A 21,306-nucleotide genomic window follows, 5' to 3' on the forward strand; every position below is an offset into this window, starting at 1 on the left:
ATTTTGTTCAGTTTTCAAAGATCAATTTTTCACCGTCGCCCGATAGCGACTTTCTTATTATATCATCTTGTTTACTGCTTGTCAAAACTTTTTTAAGAAGCTTTTTCAGTGTCTCGCTGTTGTTTATCACCAGCGGCGACTCTTAATACTATACCAGGCAATTTTAAAAACGTCAATATTTTTTTAAATAAAATTTATTTCTCTTTATCTTCTTTTTTAGCTGCTTCATTTCCCTATTTTCAAATCACAACTCTTTCATCATAGCCCAGCGGCCGATTGTAATAGAAAACGTTAACTACTCCATCATGCATCTGCAGGATCTTGTGCAGGACAAACTCCAGAGTGCGATTCAACGTCCTGCGGAAAAGTGAGGCCTAGCGAACCGCGACAGAAGTGTCCTTCTGCAACAAACATCAATAACCAAGCATGACAGGGTCAAAATAATAAAAGAGGCCGTCTTCTGCATAGAAAACAACCTCCTTCTTAATCTTTAAATCAGAAAAACAAAATACAACACGAAGATAACAAATAAGAAATACATAATCGGATGAATCTCTTTTCCTCGACCTTTGGCAATCATCGTAATTGGATAAAAGATAAAGCCCATAGCAATTCCTGTAGCAATGCTATACGTCAGCGGCATAGCTACAATTGTTAAAAATGCAGGAACAGCAATTTCAAACTTCGTCCAGTCAATTTGGCCGAGCGCAGATACCATTAGAACACCGACAATAATCAAAGCAGGAGCTGTTACTGGCGCTGTGATAACTTCTAACAACGGAAAGAACAACAAAGACAATAAAAAGAATCCTGCTGTCACAACAGAAGCAAATCCTGTTCGAGCACCGGCCGCTACTCCTGCAGAAGATTCTATATAAGAAGTTGTTGTTGAGGTTCCAAGCAATGCCCCAATGACTGTAGCACATGAATCAGCAAAAAGAGCTTTCCCAGCACGCGGCAACTTATCTTCTTTCATCAAGCCTGCCTGATTAGCGACAGCTACAAGTGTCCCAGCTGTATCGAAAAAGTCCACGAATAAAAATGTTAAAATCACAACAAGCATTTGAATCGTAAAAATTTCTGATGGTGATTGAAAAATTGTTTCCAACGCAACCCCGAAAGTCGGCTCAATACTTGGCACTGTGCCGATCACACTTTTCGGTAAATCAATGAGACCTGTCACCATTCCAATTACGGCTGTAATGATCATTCCAATGAAGATTCCGCTATTAACACCTCTTGTCATTAAAATGACCGTAACAATAATACCAAAAATGGCAAGCAGCGTATTGCCGGCTGTTAAATCGCCGATTCCAACAAGAACGGCATCATTATTAACAATAATACCGGCGTTTTGAAAGCCGATAAAAGTGATGAACAAACCAATTCCAGCTCCAACAGCGAGTTTAAGCTCTGTAGGAATCGAATTAATAATTTTCTCACGCAAACCGGATAACGTTAATAAAATAAAGAACAATCCCGAGAATAACACACCACTTAAAGCTGTTTGCCAGGAAACCCCGTATGTTAAAACGACTGTGTAAGCAAAAAATGCATTTAATCCTACTCCCGGCGCTAAAGCAACCGGGTATTTCGCTATCAATCCCATCAATAAAGAACCAATCGCTGCCGCAATAGCGGTAGCCACAAAAACAGCCCCATAATCCATTCTCATCGCATCTGGTAAATCCGGTACTGTCTTTAGCGAGAGTGTTACTGGATTAACAATGAGAATATATGCCATCGACAAAAAGGTCGTTAACCCTCCAATAAATTCACACCTGTAATTTGTACCGAGCTCTTCAAACTGGAAAAACTTTTTCATCATAATCCCCTTCCTATTTCCCGATCAAAAATAAAAGCGCCTCGGACAAAAGCGTCCAAAGCGCAACTTAGATACCAAACGATAGAGAAAGATCTATCTATTTGTTACCTCGTAGTCAAGCTATTTACGGCAGCTCGGTAGAAACTTTTGGGCCATATTCCCAAGATTATACGAAGATTACATCAAGATTTAATTCTCTCTCATTTTATCCGGCTTCTTCTAACGAGTCAATAAGAAGGCGAACGTTTTATGCTTTTTATAGTAATTTGTTCGTGTTTATTCCCACTCAATTGTAGCAGGCGGCTTGCTTGTAACGTCATACACAACGCGGTTAACGTGTGGTACTTCGTTTACAATGCGTGTTGAAATTTTCTCAAGCACATCCCAAGGGATACGCGCCCAGTCAGATGTCATGCCGTCAATAGACGTCACCGCACGAATACCGATTGTATAATCGTACGTACGAGCATCCCCCATTACCCCTACACTGCGGATATCCGGCAGTACAGTGAAGTATTGCCAAATCTCACGCTCAAGCCCATTCAAACGAACTTCCTCACGTAAGATCGCATCAGATTCACGTACAATCTCTAGCTTTTCTTCACTAATTTCTCCAAGAACACGAATGCCAAGTCCCGGTCCTGGGAACGGCTGACGCCATACAATATGATCAGGAATACCAAGCTCTGTTCCAAGAGCGCGAACTTCATCTTTAAATAGCGTATTTAAAGGTTCAATCAACTTAAACTGCATATCTTCAGGCAGCCCGCCAACGTTATGGTGGGATTTGATCGTTTGCGCAGTTGCTGTCCCACTTTCAATTATATCTGTGTAAAGTGTTCCTTGCGCTAAGAATTCAATACCTTCCAGCTTAGTTGCCTCGTCATCAAATACATAGATAAATTCGTTGCCAATAATTTTACGTTTTTGCTCAGGATCTGAAACACCTTTTAATTTGCTTAAGAAGCGATCCTTTGCATCTACTTTAATTACGTTCATGTTAAAGCCTTGCGCGAATGTTTCCATTACGTCGTCCGCTTCACCTTTACGAAGCAATCCATGATCGACGAAAATACATGTTAACTGATCACCAATTGCTTTGTGAATTAATACGGCTACGACAGAAGAATCTACCCCGCCGCTTAAAGCGCAAAGTACTTTTTTGTCGCCAACGACTTGACGGATTTTTTCCATTTCTACTTCGATGAAGTTTTCCATGGACCAATCGCCACTGCAGTCGCACGCTTCAAATACAAAGTTCTTTAAAAGCTCAATACCATACACAGAGTGTTTTACTTCCGGGTGGAATTGCACAGCATAAAGCTTCTTCTCTTCGTTACTCATGGAAGCAATCGGGCAAGAAGGGTTCACCGCATCAACAGAAAAGCCTTCCGGAGCAGCTGTAACTAAATCACCATGACTCATCCAGACAACTTGCTCAGCTGGCAGCCCTTTATAGAGTGCTGTTTCATTTTTCACTTGAATTGCTGCTTTTCCGTATTCACGGTGTGAAGCAGGTTCCACTTTTCCGCCAAAATGCTTCGTCATCAACTGCATACCGTAGCAAATGCCAAGAATCGGAATATTTAATTCAAAGATTTTCTCATCGCAATGAAATGCATTTTCCGAGTAAACGCTGTTTGGTCCACCGGAAAAGATAATACCTTTCGGGTTCATTTCTCTTACTTCTTCTGCAGTGATTGTATGCGGATGAAGCTCACTATACACACCAAACTCCCGAATACGGCGAGTAATCAATTGATTGTATTGACTGCCAAAATCTAAAACAAGAATCATTTCCTGATTATGTAATTCCGGTTTTCCTGCCACTCTTTCCACTCCTCTATTGTGCAATAAGATACTGCTCGATGCGTATAAAATAAAAACTAGAATCCTCTCATCATTACTGAGAGCAGAATTCTAGTTGTTTACATAAGAACCTGCCCTCATAGTCCAATCATTTACGGTGATTTGGTAGAAACTTTCGACCCCTATTGTCGAAAATATATGAAGGAGAAACTGATTATTCGAGCTAATTTGACCTCATTTTATATCTATCAATCCTGACGGTCAAGCTGTTCTGGCGTTAATTAAATATTCAGTAAAAAATGCCTTCAGAATGTAACCGCTTTTTTCTCCTTCTTGTTATTCTGAACATTGAGAGAGGTGTTTCAAACAGGAGGACGAATGGGTTCTTCCTCATTTGTTTGAAGTAATTTCGATATATAAATAAAACCAATAACCGATACGGCGGTAATGCCCCAGCTCAGCACTTGTCTTAACACAATGCCTTTATCAAATGCATCTACCCCGTACTCCTTTATTAACCATATTTTGACGGATGCCAGCAATACATCCCTAAAAGCAAACAATAGGGTAATCCACTTAAAAGCACGAAGTACTTTTTTTTGATAAAACGACTTTTTCATCTCATGACGGCCACTACCTTGCAATTCAGTAAAATCAATGGCAAAAAAGAGAAAAAGCGGTCTGTTTACCAGCACGGATATAATAAACAGCAAAGCGATCGTATAAGAGTAGAATACATTATTCCACAATAACTGCATAGCAGATCCAGCTAGTACATCTATTAGGGTGCCCACAATTAAATTTCCAAGCATGAAAATACCAAATAAGTTGACTGTTTTAATTAAAATAAAGCGATAGATACTATAAAGAATTCCAGGAACAGAAGAGATGAGCATGGCATAATAATCACCAAGAAGATCCCTGCCGAAATTCCAGATAAGCAATGGAATAGCTACATAACAAATCAAATCAAAAAGGACGACATAATTTTTCAACGGGTTCACCTAATTTCATTGCCATACTAATAAGAAAAAGCCAGGGCTCCTTCGCGGCTGCAACACTTCAGCCCGGAAGGAGAAACCTGGCTCTTTTTCGTTCATTCATTTACTTTTACGGGTACATAATTTAACAAGCTGATCGTCGTTTCTCTGATGAGTTTAGGCAAAATGCCGAACGAGTACGGCTTATAAACGCGTTCCGTCCATTTGTGGCCGTCTTTTCCATAGACCCCCATGTTTATAGAAGGAATATTTAACCGGCGTATCTCTTCAATAGGCAGCGTATAAAGACCTCCAACACTTGGCAAATTGTTCAATAGGCTTTGCAGCTCTTCATTCGTCTCGTGGATGGATAAATAGCTGCCGTCAGCTAAATAAGGGAAGAATTTTTTCACTTCAAACTTTTCGCCGCTTTCCCTTTCCATTTTCTCTAATACATTCTTGATGGTTTTCAAAATAGCTTGTTCCGCTGGATTATCTTCTCGCAAGAAGTTATGAGGCAAGTATGGCGGAGCAAAAAACAAAATGACCCGCGGCTTTTTATAAGGGTCCAATTCGTTTAATACTTCCACTATCTTAAAGGAAATCATTCGCACATCAAGCATTCTATGTTCCTCTGTTACTTTGGCACAAACCGCCTCCACATCGATCCCTCTATTTTTTAAATCTTGACTATACTCCTCGAGAGAGACGACCTCAATGTCCCAGTTCAAATTTTTTCGCGGAAGCCCCGAGCGTTTTATATACTCTTCATACTGGCTTGATAAATATTGAGTTATTTCCTGACAGGCTTCTACTGTAATCTGACGAAGCTTTTTCATGACGTCAGCAGCAGAGTCACGGTATAAAAAGTAGTTAAAATATAAATAACTGCTTGTTGCTGTTTGTACATTGTAAGTGAACTTGTTATCCCGCTGGAATAGACACGTCGGCGGCAACACCATTTCGTCCGGAATATTTTCACAAAGCTCAACGTTATTATGAATTCTTCTCGTTAGCTCTGCAGCGATAAAATTCGGGTCCACCCCTTCCAGCGTGTCCCCTACGTGCGCTTCTCTCCCATAGATGTAAAAGCTCGGAAGAATTTTACCTGCTGCTCCTGTATAAATATATCTCGTTATGTCGCCATCATACTGAGGAGTAATGAAATCGTCATTAATGGCAGCAATATATTCTAAACTCCACTCATTCTTTAAACGTTCAAGCTCAAAGACCGCGCTTTTAACGCCTGCATGCTGGCTTTCTTCATCAGGGTTGAACATGACAAGCAAATTACCGGGAAGTTCATCACGATGCTCTGAAAAATAAAGCAGGTTAGCCAAATGAACGGCAGCTCCGCTTTGCATATCTACAGCTCCACGTCCAAACAGCCAGTCACCCGATTGGGCATCAGCTTGAACATCTTGATTTTGCTCAAACCCACTAAAAAAGCTTTGCAAGTAATCCGGATCAAAAGCATGAGCACGCAAGGAACCAAAATCCTCAACACCGACTGTATCAATATGAGCATGATAAATAATCGTTTGTTTCACATTGATTCCGCCCTTAACAAAAGCAAAGACATTTTTTCTATTTAAAGCATCATCAATCGTAGTCTGTTCCCAAACAAGCGCCGGGTGCTCTTGAAAGTACGGGTACGAACGCAAAATGCGCAAAATCTCATCGGCCGCCGCTACCTCGCCTTTTTCTGAGCCATTGACACTTGGAATCCCCACTAACGTTTTTGTCAACTTCTCTACTTGCTCCGCCACACTTAAACCCTTCAGCTCGTTGTACATACTCTCAATCTCCTCTAATGTGGTCTAAAAAACCTGACACTCCTTAGCAGTCAGCATGTCAGGCTTGTTATTTTCTTATGCTGTTTTTTCATTTTGGTGCTTTTTCTCCTGCGATGATAGGGACTTGAGCGCTACTTTAACATTCATTTAAAACTATATTAATTATATATGATTTCTCAAAAAATGGTAAGCGGTTTTATTCATTATATACAAAAAAGGCCTGCTTATTTTAAAGCAGGCCCTCTATCCATCACTTCCAAAAATCATCAAAAATACTAATCGGCAAATGCCGCTTATGCTGTGAATTTAAATATAATTGTTCAATCCGTTTTCTAGCCGCCTCTGGCACTTCTTTTCCTTCCAAGTAATCATCAATGTATTCATAGGACACTCCAAGAGCGTCTTCATCAGGAAGCATTGGACGGTCATCCTCTAAATCAGCTGTCGGTACTTTTGCATATAAATGCTCCGGACAATTTAGAGCTTTTAACAATTGTTGTCCTTGTCTTTTATTTAAACGATAGAGCGGAACAATATCAGAGCCGCCATCGCCATATTTAGTGAAAAAGCCAGTGATCGCTTCAGCAGCATGATCGGTTCCAATGACAACGCTGTTTCTCATAGCCGCAATGCTGTATTGAGCTTTCATACGTTCGCGGGCTTTTTCATTCCCTTTCGCAAAGTCTGTCAGCTCAATACCAGCCGCTTTTAGAGCTTGTTCACTTGCATCTACGGCAGGTTGAATATTAATTGTAAATATTTCATCAGGTTGAATAAAGTTAAGAGCATCTTGACAGTCATCTTCATCCTTTTGAACACCGCTCGGAAGGCGGACAGCATAGAACTTATACTCGTCCGATCCTGTTTCTTCTTTCAACTCGTCGGCAGCCATTTGCGCCAGCTTCCCCGCAAGCGTAGAATCCTGGCCGCCAGAAATTCCGAGCACAAAACCTTTTAGGAAAGAATGCTTTCGTACATAGGCTTTCATAAAATCAATGCTTTTTCGGATCTCTTCCTGCGGGTCAATAACAGGCTTTACTTTCAGCTCCTCGATAATCTTTTTTTGTAAATCTGTCATTCTTTACTCTCCTCCTCAAGATGATGCTACTTTAATCTCTTTTCCGTTTTTTCTTTCACTTCTTGAATAAGCTCCATTTTATTATTCCAGCATTTCTCACTCAAGTCGACTGGGTAAGCTTCTGGATTTAATATTCGTTTATATTCATCCCATAACAATTCGAGACTGCTGTTTAAATATTGACGCATATCATCCAGTTCTGGAAACTGGTAAACAAGCTCTCCCTTCACAAAAATATCTTCATGTAAATCCCGTGCTTCGAAATTAGTCACGAACTTGGAAATATAGGTGTGTACCGGATGAAACATTTTAATTTTTTCCTGTTCATATGGCTTTTCTTCTTCCAATACAATATAATCCCCTTCTGACTTGCCGCTCGCCCGGCTAATAATCCGGTAGACGCTCTTCTTGCCAGGGGTCGATACTTTTTCAGGGTTGCCGGAAATTTTGATCGTGTCCTCCATCTCTCCATGTTCATTTTCAATGGATACTAATTTATAGACCGCTCCTAAGGCTGGCTGGTCAAAAGCGGTAATCACCTTTGTCCCAATTCCCCACGTATCAATTTTGGCATCTTGAGCTTTCAAGTTTAAAATTGTATACTCGTCAAGATCGTTTGACGCCACAATTTTCGTATTGTAAAAGCCCGCTGCATCGAGCTGCTTTCGTGCCTCTTTCGATAAATAAGCGAGATCGCCGCTATCGAGACGGATTCCAGCGAAATGAATTCGGTCCCCCATCTCCTTCGCCACTTGAATAGCATTTGGCACGCCTGATTTTAACGTATCATACGTATCCACCAGGAAGACACAATTCTTGTGGGATTCTGCGTACTTGCGGAAAGCTGTATATTCATCTCGATATGCTTGGACCATCGCATGAGCATGTGTACCGGCTGGCGGAATACCGAACAGCTTACCAGCGCGCACATTGCTTGTAGCATCGAACCCCGCAATATAAGCCGCGCGGGTACCCCAAATCGCCGCATCCATTTCCTGCGCCCGTCTCGTACCAAATTCCATTACTATATCATCACCACATACCGTTTTAATTCGTGCTGCTTTCGTAGCGATTAATGTTTGAAAGTTAATAATATTTAAGAGAGCCGTTTCGATTAACTGAGCTTCAATAAGCGGCGCTTCCACCCTAACAAGCGGCTCATTCCCAAACACAACTTCTCCTTCTTTCATAGAACGAAGATTACCCGTGAATGTCAGCTTTTTTAAATACTGCAAAAAACCTTCTTCATATTCACCAATACTACGCAAATAGTCAATATCACTATCCGTAAACTGCAGGTCCTTTAGATAATCAACAGCTCTCTCTAATCCTGCAAAGACAGCATAACCATTTTCAAATGGCATTTTTCTAAAAAACAAATCAAACACAGACTTTCTTTCATGGATACCATCTTTCCAATACGTGTAAGCCATGTTGATTTGATATAAGTCGGTATGCAAAGATAAACTGTCGTCTGTAAATGGACTTGTCACATTCATCTCCCCTTTATCAGTTATGTTACCACGTTTCCCGCTTCTTCAATCTTTATACCGCTGTTTTCAGCCTTTCATTTGTCAGCTATCTCAAATATTGATATTCTTTCTTTAAAGCAATAGTTCATACTTTTTTTATTCAGCTTCGCCTGAATAAGTCTCTCCCAAGGAAAAGTGGGTATAAGACTATTACAAAAAACAAAGGGAGAAGAAAACAACATGAATGAAAAGCTATTAATATGCTGGGGCAGCCTAGAAGAAGGCTCTCAAGAAGAAAGGCTCATTGGGCAGTTAAAACAGTCATTTCAAGATAAAAAAATAAAACAGCTAATTAAGCATGCTAAAAGCCTCTATAAAACCGATACGCCTGAACAGCAGCCGTCAACTTATTCTTTTTCTGTCGTTCATGATGATATCCCAGTGGATAAGGATTCTGATTTCCAGCCCGTTAAGACTGAAGGGCTTGTTATTTACGAAGGAAAAGGAAATGACTACAAAGAATTTTTAGTCGCCGTCAATACGATGCTGACCCTTATTCAATCCTCGGCTGAAAAATGCATTTTTATTATTAAAATCGCGGCAGAACTTAAATATGTAAATCGAGAAGTAGGCGCAAGATTCATTGACGATCTTGCTGAAGAAGTATTTTTGTATTCTAAAAAGAAAAAATAAAACGATTCCGGCCTGAAAACCGGAATCGTTTTATTTTTAAGAGAAGATACCTGGTTTACTTTCAGGCCAGTTGCACATCATTCTCAAAGAAACATTATTTAGTTGTTACTGCCTCATCCTCTTCACCTAGACGATGATTATAATCATAATCAGAAGGATTTACTGGCTTAAAGCCTTTTGGCGTATAAAAGCGTAGTAAATCTTCGTTTAACACCTTATCGGAAAGCTGAAGCTTTTTCTCAACGAGTTCCGCCTCACGCTTAATCTCGGCTGTCGCTTCTACTTCCTCTCCAGTTGTGGTGTTGTAATACTTATCATTAATAGCTGTTACGTCTTTGCTAATAAAGTCTCCGTTACGGAACGGAACCACTGCATTATGGCGCGGCGACAATAGGTCTGTTCCCATTTGGACGTATTGTTTCGTATCAATGCCTAACAAATGAAGAACGGTTGGCAATAAATCAACCTGACCACCGTATTGATGCTGCACTCCGCCTTTAACACCAGGTACATGAATAAACAACGGTACCCGTTGCAGCTGGGCATTCTCAAACTTGCCGATTTCTTTGTTCATTACAATGGACATCGCTTTGTTATGGTTATCAGAAATACCGTAATGATCGCCGTACATGATAATAACGGAATTATCATAGAGGCCTGATTTCTTCAAGTAATCCATGAATCCTTTTACTGATTCATCCAAGTATCTAGCTGTTTGGAAATAGCCATCAACAGAGCTGTCTCCCGTATGATGAGGTTCAATCGTTGCTTCCTCCTGATTCATTGGGAACGGGAAATGGTTCGATAATGTAATAAACTTTGCATAAAACGGCTGCTTAACTGTTTCTAACAATGGAATAGATTCTTTAAAGAACGGCTTGTCCTTCAATCCATAATTCAGTACATCTTCTTCATTCATATCGTAATAGCTAGAATCAAAAAATTGATCAAAGCCTAATGCCTTGTAAATTTCATCACGATTCCAGAAAGATTTTTTGTTACCGTGGAATACGGCAGACGTGTAGCCTTGTTGTCCCAAAATAGCTGGCGCCGCTTGGTATGTGTTATGCCCTTTCATAGAAAAGGCAGATCCTTGCGGTAACCCAAACAACGAGTTCTCTAACATAAATTCAGCATCGGACGTCTTTCCTTGTCCTGTTTGATGGAAGAAGTTATCAAAGTAGAACGTATTTTGATCGTGTGCCAATGAATTTAAATATGGCGTTACTTCTTTTCCATCTAGCTTATAATCAATGATAAAATTCTGCAGTGACTCTAAGTGAATGTAAATAACATTCTTCCCTTGCGCTTTACCGAAATATTGCGGGTTTGGCTCAGCATAGAGAGACTTCGTAAAGTTCACAACTTCTGTCGTATCACTGCTGTCAGCCATCGCTCTCTGTGTTGAAGCTTTCGAGCTTTGAACAGCATCATAAATCGTATAGTTGTACATGCCTAAATATTTCACGAGATAATTCCGGTCGAATGTTCTCGTTAATAATTGTGGGCGGTCTGTTTCTGCTAGACCCAAGTTGACTGTGAAAAGGATGACAGCTGTTAAAAAAACAGACCCTACTTGACGGCTTGTCATCTTCACTGGTTCAGGCTTCACGTACTTAGACAATAGAAGCACGATTAAAATGACTGTATCTAAGAAATAGATAAAGTCATAAGGCTGCAATAAAGCACCTATACTTTTCCCTAAGTCACCTGCATTATCGGTTTGTGTAAGGGTTGGCAGCGTAATAAAATCTGTGAAAAATCGGTAATATACGATATTGGCATATAGCAAGAAAGATAGTAAAAAATCAATAACAATCATCAAAATAAATGATTTTCTTCCTTTAGCAAATAGAGCGAATGCTAGGAAAAGTACAGCAGAGCTTATCGGATTAATAAACAACAAGAATTTCTGCATCATGTTGTCAATACCAAGGTCAAATTCAATTTGATAAGCCGCATATGTCTTCAACCAAAGGAGAATGACAGCTAACGAAAAGAACACCATCGGTTTGCTAAGAGAAAACGAATTCTTATTTATTGTTTTCTTCATTTTGTTTTCACCCCTGTTCTATCTGAATATCATTATATGCTATTCATAGAGCGTCTTAACTAAAAACTTTGACTCACGAAATAAAAAAAAAATAACATAATAAATAATAGGGACCGCGAGCAAAAAAGTCAACTAGGACATATGTGAATAGTGGTCTCTCGTGCTATTTTTTTATAGACAAATAGTCGAAAGATTAGACTTCTTTCGATAAATGGCTACTATCTATTGACGAATGAAAAGGCCTTCCTAATTATGTATGAAAATGAACTGTCCCCCTCCCCTTCCGAAGTCAACGTGGTGGCTCCCCCTAAAAAACACTAGAAGAAAAGCAGCAAAAAGTAAGTTTGTACAAGTTCTTTCCGATAAAGTAAAGTCTGAACGAGAAGTATAGACCGCATCAGCTAAAAATGACTTTTTCAGCAATTGCAGCAAGCTCAAGCTTTTCAAGCGTTCGGCAATATTCAGCAGCAATTTTCCCACCTATTGGTTCGTTTTCTTTTTGCAGATATTGAATGATCCGGCAACCATCGAACCAGTCCCTAGTTCTGCTGGAGAATGTTTGACATTTTCCCATGCAAATTCAAGCTTGGGACTATACAGTTTAGTTACTTCTTTATTTATCTCGCAGTCTTTCAGCCTCTTTATAAAGCCTATTCCAGGTACTCCCTCGTTGACGTCATTAAAAATATGCGGCCAATAATCTTTGCGCGTGCCTATACGAAAATGACAGACTGCCCAACAAAAAAATTTTCCAGCTGTTTTTTATTCCCGAAAAGCAAACGGTATAAACGTTTTCCTAACGTAATGCGCTCATGCAACGAAGTAAAATGGTGAAGCGTCGAACCAACAAATGCAGCTTTCCCTCTTTTTGTTTATCTGAATAAGAAGGAAAAAGAAGATGGCTAAGAGAAAGGAGTTCCTGTATCGTGAACTCCAATGCCTGAGATACGTTTTCTTTAAATCCAGCATCGCGGATCACCCTTTTTCCCAATAGTGGTTCCAAACTGCCTCCATAAATATCGATACATTTAAAAGGGCAATAGATAAAACATGGTTTGATTTTGTCTTTTACTCTCCATAAACTCTAAAAATTGCGGATAGGCATCTTGAAAAATAAGCCGGTTGCTCCGTTCCAAAAAAATTACCTGCCTTTTCTCTTCATTAAAAAAACAGGAATGAAGATCGCTTCTTAAATCCGTCATGTTCCATCCCCCGTTTCTCGAAATCATATGCGCGAGGAACGCCCAGCGAATCTCTGGATAAAGACGATAAAAGTCTAAATAAGCTTTTGTTCTCACCACTTTATTGACATTCAACCGGGCCGTTTCTAAACGGATTTTCTGTAACAAATCCTGACCTTTCTTTGGCAAACTCATTTCTCCCAGCATTGGAACAGCCTGAAGCCTTTTCTTTACTCCCTCCTGAATCCCATAAAGATGGCTTGGCAGCGACTGTTTCTTCCTTAGCTTTTCCAAAAAAAATAACCGTTCGCCCCCACTGTGACTCAGCTCCAAGCATTCTTTTTTCTTAAAGGAATATGTATAGAAGAAATGATCTTACGGTAAAAGGATGGTGTATCAATGAAGCCTAAGGTAAAGGAGTTAACCCGCCAAATTGTGAACCAGCTGAAACAAACCCAAACAGCAAATGGCTCATGGGATTATCCATTCGAAACAGGGATTTCTTCCGATGCTTATATGATTATTTTATTAAGAACACTAGAAATAAATGATGAAGACTTAATTCGCGGATTAGCTAAAAGAATTATGAGCAGACAAGAAAAAAACGGGGCCTGGAAGCTTTTTCATGATGAGGATGAGGGAAATGTAACGGCCACTGTTGAAGCCTATTACTCTCTGCTTTACTCCGGTTATTACACAAAAGGAGATCCCCGCCTGCAGGCAGCCAAAAAGTTCATTCTCGCAAAAGGCGGCATCGAACAATCACATTTGCTGACAAAAATCATACTCGCTTTAACCGGACAATATCGGTGGCCTCCTTTCTTTCCAATCCCAATTGAAGTCATTCTCTTGCCATTATCCTTTCCGATTAACTTTTATGATATTTCTGTTTTTGGCAGAGCAAACATTATTCCTATTATGATCTTATCTAATAAGAAATACAGTAAGAAGACAAAAAGGAGCCCTAATCTTTCCGACTTATTCACTTTTAGATCCGATGACTATTTTCGATGGCCGGAAAACCGTGAAACACAAAAGCTCTGTTCTATGATTAAAGAGGAGATTACGCGCTTGATCGGTCTCCCTCATGCTATTCATTCATTAGCGGTTCAACGGGCAAAGCGATATATGCTGGATCACATCGAACCCGACGGAACTCTTTACAGCTATTTCAGCTCTACGTTTTTTATGATCTTTGCCTTGCTTTCACTTGGCTATTCCAAGAGCGATCCCGTTATTTTAGAAGCCATTAACGGCTTAAAAGGGATGAAGTGCCTAATTAAGGGCCATCCCCATATGCAATTCACAACGGCGACCGTCTGGAATACAGCTTTAATTAGCTACGCCCTGCAGGAAGCAGGAGTTTCTTCTTCCGATTCGTCTATTAAAAAAGCAGGCCATTATTTAGCCAAACGGCAGCAGTATAAATATGGTGACTGGGTTTTCCATAACCCTCAGGCTCTTCCTGGCGGATGGGGATTCTCAGATATCAATACAATGAACCCTGATGTTGATGACACAACAGCCTCTTTAAGAGCTCTTTCACATCTTGTTACACTTGACCCTGCGATCTACCAGACGTGGAAAAAAGGCGTTCAGTGGACCACATCCATGCAAAATCAGGATGGCGGATGGCCGGCTTTTGAAAAAAACGTAGACAAAAAGTTATTAAATTTATTGCCAATTGAAGGCGGTCGATTTTTATTAACTGATCCGAGCAGTGCCGACCTGACAGGCAGAACGCTTGAATTTCTTGGAAACTATACAAATTTACGAAAAAATCACCGGATGATCGAACGAGGAATAGATTGGCTTTTACATCATCAGGAAAAAGACGGCTCTTGGTACGGCAGATGGGGAATTTGTTATATATACGGAACGTGGGCAGCTGTAACAGGAATGATGGCAGCTGGGATGAAACCGCAAAACCCGGCGATCCAAAAATCAGTGAAGTGGCTATACCGCATCCAAAATCCAGACGGCGGATGGGGAGAATCCTGTAAAAGTGATACAAAAAACACCTATATCCCTCTCGGGGCCAGTACCTTAACCCATACAGCGTGGGCTCTAGATGCGCTTATTTCAGCAACCGAAAAACCAACAAAAGAAATTCAAGCCGGAATCGCTTATTTACTCGCTTCTTACACTAAAAAAGACTGGACTATAGAGTATCCTGCCGGGCAAGCGATGGGCGGCCGCTTTTACATTCACTATCATAGTTACCAATATATCTTTCCTCTGCTCGCTTTAGCACACTACCGAAAAAAATTCGAATCATCTACAGTGCCATAACTAAAAAGCTGTCTCACAAAGAGACAGCTTTAAAATTGTAGACAAAGCCTTCTTTATATACAGTCAGGCTAATTAAAAACGAGTGCCTTTCGAGGTACGGAGCATGATTACCGCAGGCAGGTGAGCGTTTATCAACAGCCTGAGACCGAAAAACACTTTTCGGTCCAGTTTTATTTTTCTTTAATCTAACAAGCGATTATTTTCGTCTACGGACATAATTCTAGCGGAATCAAATTGATTTTCCGCGCTGATATGTCCCGTTCCTCTGCAAACACTGCAATTATACTGCCAGCCCTCGTCATCAGAGAGCATCCCAGTTCCTTCACATGCCCGGCATGTATTTTCTCTGTCTACCATTTTTATCCCTCCATACAATTGTTTACTTTATGCGTTTTTCCGTTGCCGTTCCTTCACCCAGTTAATCATTCCGCCTTTTAGCATAACGTCAACCTGTCGTTTGGATAGCGCATGTTTAACATGGATCAATTGAGTGCTTCCTTTTACATTGATAGTAAATTCGGTCCCTTGCTGAATTTTGCTTCTCAAGTCTGAAAGCTGCAAAACATCTCCTTGATTCAAATTATCGTAATCCTCTTCATGAACGAAGGTGAGTGGTAAAATGCCAAAGTTCACAAGGTTTTGCCAGTGAATCCGGGCAAAGTCTTTTACTAGAGCTACTCTTAGACCTAGGTAGCGCGGCGCAAGAGCCGCATGCTCACGGCTCGACCCTTGACCATAATTCATTCCAGCTACAATCGCATGCCCGCCGCCGGCAATGCTTTCCTTCCCGCGTGTATAATAGGTTTTATCAATAATTTCAAAGGAAAACTTGCTAATCTCCGGAAGATTGCTTCGATAAGGAAGAACACGTGCTCCTCCAGCTAAGATCTCGTCTGTAGAAATATTATCCCCCATCTTTAATAAAATTGGGATTTCTAGCTGATCCGGCATCTCATCCATTTCCGGGATAGAGGCAATATTCGGTCCCTTATGCAATTCAACTTTCCGCGCTTCCTCGTACGGCAGCGGCGGTTCAAGCAAATTTGTGTCAACCGTCGGCTCTTTTGGTTCTTTGATTTGCGGATACGGAAAATCAAGTGTTCTCGGGTCAGTGATTTCTCCTGTTAACGCAGAAGCGGCCGCTGTTTCCGGACTGCATAAATAGACGCTGTCTTCTCTCGTTCCGGAGCGTCCCGGAAAATTACGGGGAGTCGTCCGCAAACTGTTACGTCCTGTTGCCGGTGCCTGTCCCATCCCGATACAGCCATTACAGCCAGCCTGATGCAGTCTTGCACCCGCTTGCAAAAGACTCGCAATATGACTCTCCTTCACTAAATCCGTCAACATCTGCCTGGAAGTCGGGTTGATATCGAAAGAAATGCCCTGGGCTACCTCTCTTCCTTTTACAATTTCGGCGGCAATCGCAAAATCACGGAACCCTGGATTTGCCGATGAGCCAATATAAGATTGGTAAATAGGTGTGCCGGCCACCTCCGTTACAGCTACAACATTGCCCGGACTAGATGGCTTAGCAATGAGCGGCTCCACTTGAGAAAGATCGATTTCTTCGTTAAGATCATAAGCAGCTCCTTTATCGGCAACCAATTCCACCCAATCCTCTTCACGGCCCTGTTCTGTTAAGAAAAGCTGTATTTCATGATCAGATGGAAAAACGGTAGCGGTAGCACCTAGCTCTGCCCCCATATTAGCAATAACATGACGGTCCATCGCACTAAGCGTATTAACACCCGGTCCATAATATTCAATGACCTTGCCAACGCCGCCTTTTACATCGTATCTGCGCAGCAGCTCTAAAATAACATCTTTTGCACTGACCCAATCGCTCAGCTTCCCAGTTAACTTAATCCCCCATACTTGAGGCATTTTGACGTAGAATGGCTCGCCTGCTATCGCTAAAGCAACGTCAAGCCCTCCAGCTCCCATCGCCAGCATACCCATGCAGCCATTCGCACACGTGTGGCTATCTGACCCTAGCAGTGTTTTCCCTGGTTTCGCAAGCCTCTGCATATGAACAGGATGGCTAACCCCATTTCCTGGCCGGCTGTAATATAATCCGAAACGCCTTGTTGCACTTTGTAAGAACAAATGGTCATCTGGATTTTTACTGTCCACTTGAATTAGATTATGATCTACATATTGAGCCGATGCTTCTGTTTTTGCCCGCTCTAATCCCATTGCCTCTAATTCGAGCATAACCATTGTCCCCGTCGCATCCTGGGTAAGTGTTTGATCAATTTTCAACCCGATTTCTGTGCCTGGGATCATCTCGCCCGAAACAAGATGTGCCTTGATTAGCTTTTGGGTAACATTTAGTGGCATGTCACTCTCTCCTGTCCGTAGATTTCTTCGCTGTTATGTATTTTCCTGTACTTTTATATAGCGTGATCTGCTCAGTAAAAAATATACATTTGTTTTCTTTATGCAGAGAGTCTATATGGCTGCCCATAAATAAAAAAGATCGCACATATATTGGCGATCTCTAAAGCTATCACGAGCAGTTGTCTCAATTATTCATTAAATAATGATAGCTGACAGCCGCAGGATCATTTTGCAAGTTATGATCTTCAAGCTTTCTATATAAAGTAGCAAGGCTAATGTTTAACTGAGCGGCAATTTGTTTTTTGGCTTTGACTGAGTAACCGTGTTTACTTAGCATCTTTTGTAGAATAGTCTTTTCATGAAGGCTAAGCATCGCTTTTAAAGAAGGGGCATCTGAAAAATGATCTTTTTGTTCCAGCATGCGCACCGGCAGACTCGGCATAGTAATTCGATTCGTTTGCTCCATGTTCACCGCATACTCCACTGCATTTTCTAATTCACGTACATTTCCAGGCCAGCGGTAATTCTGAAACAGCTCAATGACTTTTGGGTCAAATCCGTGAATTTCTTTATTTAAAGAGGCTGTGTGCTTAGATAAGAAATGATTCATTAAAATAGGAATATCAACTTGTCTCTCTCTTAGCGGCGGTAAATAGAGGGGGATGACATTCAGGCGGAAATATAAATCGGCGCGAAACTCTCCTTCTTGGACCATTTTCTCCAAGTTTTGGTTCGTCGCGGCAATCACTTTGATATCGATCGGGATCAAACTGCTCCCACCTACCCGCTCTACTTTTTTATGCTGTAACACATGCAAGAGCTTCACCTGCAAATGTAAAGGAAGGTCCCCGATTTCATCTAAAAAGATTGTTCCGCCATCTGCCATTTCAAATTTCCCTATTTTCCCTTCTTTATTGGCGCCTGTAAATGCTCCCTTTGCATAGCCGAACAATTCACTTTCAAGCAAGGTTTCCGGAATAGATCCACAGTTAACAGAAATAAAAGGACCAGAGGCTCGATTGCTAGCATTGTGGATGGCCATCGCAAATACCCCTTTTCCCGTCCCGCTTTCGCCGGTGATCAAGATATTTGAATGGCTGTTACTTACTTTCATAGCTTGTTGTTTTAAGCTTTTTATAATATTGCTTTTTCCCTTTACTTCAGTGAAAGATAAATCCAATTCACCGGTTGTTAAAGAGTAGGCAAGTTTTCTTACGTCTGACATTTTACGAATGGAAGCGACAACTCCATAGACTTGGCTTTGATTAAAAATAGGGGTGGCTGTTACGATAAAGTGGAAGTGTTGTTTGGGTATTTCGTAGATTTCTTCTTTTTCCGAGTACCCTTTACCTGTTTTCAAAACAGATAGCATAGGAGATGCGGGTAAAATTTGCTCGAGCGGTTTTCCAATAAGCTGCTCCTTACGCGTATCCAGCAGCATTTCAATTGTGTAGTTACAATGTGTAATAATCCCTTGTTTATCAATGGCAATAATTCCATCTTGAATGGATTCCAAAATGGTATTTAATTTATTTTTAGTTAAAAGCAATTGATTGGTCGTCTCCATTTCAGCAACTTTTCCAGTTATTAATTCTGACATGCGCCACAAGAAATTTAACATTTGCTTTTTGTTTTTAATGAGCCGATTGTGCTGTTCTTGATTGAACGCTAAAAGACCAATGACTCCAATGGCTTTTTCCTTATATATAATAGGACAGCAAATCTCCGCCACTTCTTCTAGTTCACCCGTATTAACGAGCGGGTCGTACATTGGATCATTACGCGCATCTTCCACTACAAAGGCCTGCTTCGTGATCAGCACCCTGCCATATACATAGCCAGCTTCTTTTTTCCCGCCCTCTTCTATCTCATTAATTCTTTTCCTGCATTCTCCCGTGCCTGCCATGACGGTCATCGTCTCATCTATTATCTCTGTTTCAACCTTTAAGGCTGCCGATATAGCATCTGCTATCTGCTGCACCAATTCTTGTATCCCCTTTAAAAATGTCACACCCTCACTCCTATCTTTTTAAATTTATATAATGACTTACTTCTATTTCCAGCTTAAAAATCCTCTTAATATCCAAATCTTGTATATAAGAGTCTTATGTAAAAAAACCCTTTATGTGAGAAAGGCTAGAAATGTTCTTTGCCCATCTGAATAAAGGGTTCCCTCTATGCAACTGCTTTTCTCGGCAAGCTAAAAATATAATTTAATAGAAGGCTACACTTGCCCTGCTCCAAGCAAGTCTAATTTTTTAATTTCTGTATCGTACAGTTCCATTCTTCTATCTTTCAGCGGTGTAACGGTACCGATATTTCGACTTCTTCTTAAGGTCTCCAAATCCACTTCTCCGACGATAATCGTTTCAATATTCGGATTGCACTCGCCAACAATCCCGTTTCCAGGGAAAGTAAAATCACACGGTGAAAATATACCGGACTGCGCATACTGAACATCCATATGCGGAACATGTGTCAAGTTCCCAGCCGTTCCAGCAATAACAGTGTACACTTGGTTTTCGATCGCCCTTGCCTGTGAGCAATACCTGATTCTTAAGTAACCTTGCTGATCTTCTGTCGAAAACGGCGTAAAAATAATTTGAGCTCCCTTGTCGACAGCGATGCGCGCAAGTTCTGGAAACAGAATATCGTAACTAATAAGCATAGCGATTTTTCCACAATCCGTATCAAATACATGAATATTGTTTCCCGGCTGTATTCCCCACCATTTTCGATCATCTGCCGGAATATGAATTTGACGCTGTCTATCAACCGTGCCATCTCTCCTAAAGAGATAAGCAATATTGTAGATAGAATGGTTTTCCTCTACAAAATGAGAGCCTCCAATAATATTAACGTTGTACTTAATCGCCAAATCTGTGAATGCCTGTATATATTGCTCTGTAAAGCTAGTCAGCTTTTTCACTTGCAAACTAGGAACATCTTCCCCTAAGAACGATAAAAGCTGCATCGTGAAGGTTTCTGGGAATACAACAAAGTCAGATCTGAAATTAGCACTTGCATCGATAAAATATTCACATTGGTTAGCAAAATCGGTAAATGAGTGGATTTGCTTCATCATATATTGCACAACTGAAATCCTCACCGGAAAAGCCCTTTGGTATTGGTGCTGGGCCTTCGGTAAATAATCGACGTTATACCATTCCATCAATGTCGCATGTTTAAGAGACGCTTGATCATCCGATAAATAATCTGAGTTTACCCGCTTTAATACGAACCCGTTCATCATTTGGAACGTTAAAACCGGATCATAAAGATTTTGCTTCATCACTTCATCCACATATTCCCTCGCTGACAATCTATCAGCATGTTTGCTATAGTTAGGGATTCTGCCGCCTATAATGATGCTCTTTAAATTTCTTTCTCTACAAAGCTGCTTTCTCGCCTCATACAGCCGCTGGCCTATTTTCATGCCCCGAAAGTTTGGATGAACAGCCACATCAATCCCGTAAAGGTTCAATCCCTTTGGATCATGGTTTCTTATGAATCCATTGTCTGTGATCTCATCAAAGCTATGGTCATCGTCATATTCCTCGAAATCAACAATCAAACTCGAACATGAGCCAATAATTCTTCCGCCATATTCTACGCAAAATTGCCCTTCCGGAAAGATCTTCAAATGGCTTTCCAAGTGTTGAACTTCCCACGGTTCCATTTGTGGGAAAGCAATTTTGGACAACTCGATGATCTCGTTAAAGTCCTCTGTTCGAATATTGCGGACAATGATTTTTTTATCAAAGTTTGATGGTTTTTTTACCGGCAT

The 21,306-nt window shown here is 40.8% G+C and carries 15 protein-coding genes and 2 riboswitches; of the genes, 2 read left to right on the forward strand and 13 right to left on the reverse strand.

Annotated elements, in window-relative coordinates:
- Positions 1–490 precede the first annotated feature (490 nt).
- From A8F95_RS05735 to A8F95_RS05760, 6 genes are all read right to left on the reverse strand, one after another.
- A complete protein-coding gene (locus tag A8F95_RS05735; protein WP_065409745.1) occupies positions 491–1,825 on the reverse strand; it encodes an NCS2 family permease in 1,335 nt (444 codons plus the stop codon).
- A gap of 92 nt (positions 1,826–1,917) precedes the next feature.
- Positions 1,918–2,019: riboswitch (purine riboswitch) on the reverse strand.
- 82 nt (positions 2,020–2,101) lie between these two features.
- A complete protein-coding gene (guaA, locus tag A8F95_RS05740; RefSeq protein WP_065409676.1) occupies positions 2,102–3,655 on the reverse strand; it encodes a glutamine-hydrolyzing GMP synthase in 1,554 nt (517 codons plus the stop codon).
- Positions 3,656–3,754: 99 nt separating this feature from the next.
- Positions 3,755–3,856, reverse strand: a riboswitch (purine riboswitch).
- Between the two features lie 140 nt (positions 3,857–3,996).
- On the reverse strand, positions 3,997–4,629 hold the full coding sequence (locus A8F95_RS05745) for a VC0807 family protein (protein WP_065409677.1): 633 nt from the start codon (positions 4,627–4,629) through the stop codon (positions 3,997–3,999).
- 101 nt (positions 4,630–4,730) lie between these two features.
- On the reverse strand, positions 4,731–6,410 hold the full coding sequence (locus A8F95_RS05750) for a M20/M25/M40 family metallo-hydrolase (protein WP_065409678.1): 1,680 nt from the start codon (positions 6,408–6,410) through the stop codon (positions 4,731–4,733).
- A 250-nt stretch (positions 6,411–6,660) separates the two neighbouring features.
- The gene (gene nadE, locus A8F95_RS05755; RefSeq protein WP_065409679.1) at positions 6,661–7,488 is read right to left on the reverse strand and encodes an ammonia-dependent NAD(+) synthetase; all 828 of its coding nucleotides are present in this window, start codon (positions 7,486–7,488) and stop codon (positions 6,661–6,663) included.
- Between the two features lie 26 nt (positions 7,489–7,514).
- Positions 7,515–8,987 (reverse strand): nicotinate phosphoribosyltransferase, encoded by a 1,473-nt coding sequence (locus A8F95_RS05760; RefSeq protein WP_065409680.1) that lies wholly within the window; start codon positions 8,985–8,987, stop codon positions 7,515–7,517.
- A 213-nt stretch (positions 8,988–9,200) separates the two neighbouring features.
- Here A8F95_RS05760 and A8F95_RS05765 point away from each other — a divergent pair, with 213 nt between their 5' ends.
- Complete coding sequence (locus A8F95_RS05765) at positions 9,201–9,653, forward strand: hypothetical protein (protein WP_065409681.1); 453 nt, start codon at positions 9,201–9,203, stop codon at positions 9,651–9,653.
- Between the two features lie 94 nt (positions 9,654–9,747).
- On the opposite strand, the gene ltaS is transcribed toward A8F95_RS05765, so the two are convergent.
- The 3 genes from ltaS to A8F95_RS22975 all read right to left on the reverse strand — a co-directional run bounded on the left by ltaS (position 9,748) and on the right by A8F95_RS22975 (position 13,181).
- Positions 9,748–11,706: a lipoteichoic acid synthase gene (gene ltaS, locus A8F95_RS05770; RefSeq protein ID WP_065409682.1), complete on the reverse strand. Its 1,959-nt coding sequence runs from the start codon at positions 11,704–11,706 to the stop codon at positions 9,748–9,750.
- Between the two features lie 397 nt (positions 11,707–12,103).
- On the reverse strand, positions 12,104–12,280 hold the full coding sequence (locus tag A8F95_RS22960; RefSeq protein ID WP_245671148.1) for a hypothetical protein: 177 nt from the start codon (positions 12,278–12,280) through the stop codon (positions 12,104–12,106).
- A 454-nt stretch (positions 12,281–12,734) separates the two neighbouring features.
- Positions 12,735–13,181, reverse strand: a complete 447-nt coding sequence (locus A8F95_RS22975; RefSeq protein WP_245671151.1) for a DUF2515 family protein — start codon at positions 13,179–13,181, stop codon at positions 12,735–12,737.
- Between the two features lie 105 nt (positions 13,182–13,286).
- Between A8F95_RS22975 and shc the strand changes: the two genes are divergently transcribed.
- The gene (gene shc, locus A8F95_RS05780) at positions 13,287–15,179 is read left to right on the forward strand and encodes a squalene--hopene cyclase (RefSeq protein ID WP_065409683.1); all 1,893 of its coding nucleotides are present in this window, start codon (positions 13,287–13,289) and stop codon (positions 15,177–15,179) included.
- Between the two features lie 180 nt (positions 15,180–15,359).
- On the opposite strand, the gene A8F95_RS22350 is transcribed toward shc, so the two are convergent.
- From A8F95_RS22350 to A8F95_RS05795, 4 genes are all read right to left on the reverse strand, one after another.
- Positions 15,360–15,536 (reverse strand): hypothetical protein, encoded by a 177-nt coding sequence (locus A8F95_RS22350; RefSeq protein ID WP_156186981.1) that lies wholly within the window; start codon positions 15,534–15,536, stop codon positions 15,360–15,362.
- Between the two features lie 27 nt (positions 15,537–15,563).
- Complete coding sequence (locus A8F95_RS05785) at positions 15,564–17,519, reverse strand: aconitate hydratase (RefSeq protein WP_065409684.1); 1,956 nt, start codon at positions 17,517–17,519, stop codon at positions 15,564–15,566.
- A gap of 184 nt (positions 17,520–17,703) precedes the next feature.
- Entirely contained in the window at positions 17,704–19,530 is a 1,827-nt protein-coding gene (locus A8F95_RS05790; protein WP_065409685.1) for a sigma-54-dependent Fis family transcriptional regulator, read from the reverse strand.
- A 213-nt stretch (positions 19,531–19,743) separates the two neighbouring features.
- Entirely contained in the window at positions 19,744–21,306 is a 1,563-nt protein-coding gene (locus A8F95_RS05795; RefSeq protein ID WP_065409686.1) for a bifunctional GNAT family N-acetyltransferase/carbon-nitrogen hydrolase family protein, read from the reverse strand.

The organism is Pseudobacillus wudalianchiensis, assembly GCF_001685015.1.
GTDB lineage: Bacteria > Bacillota > Bacilli > Bacillales > Domibacillaceae > Pseudobacillus > Pseudobacillus wudalianchiensis.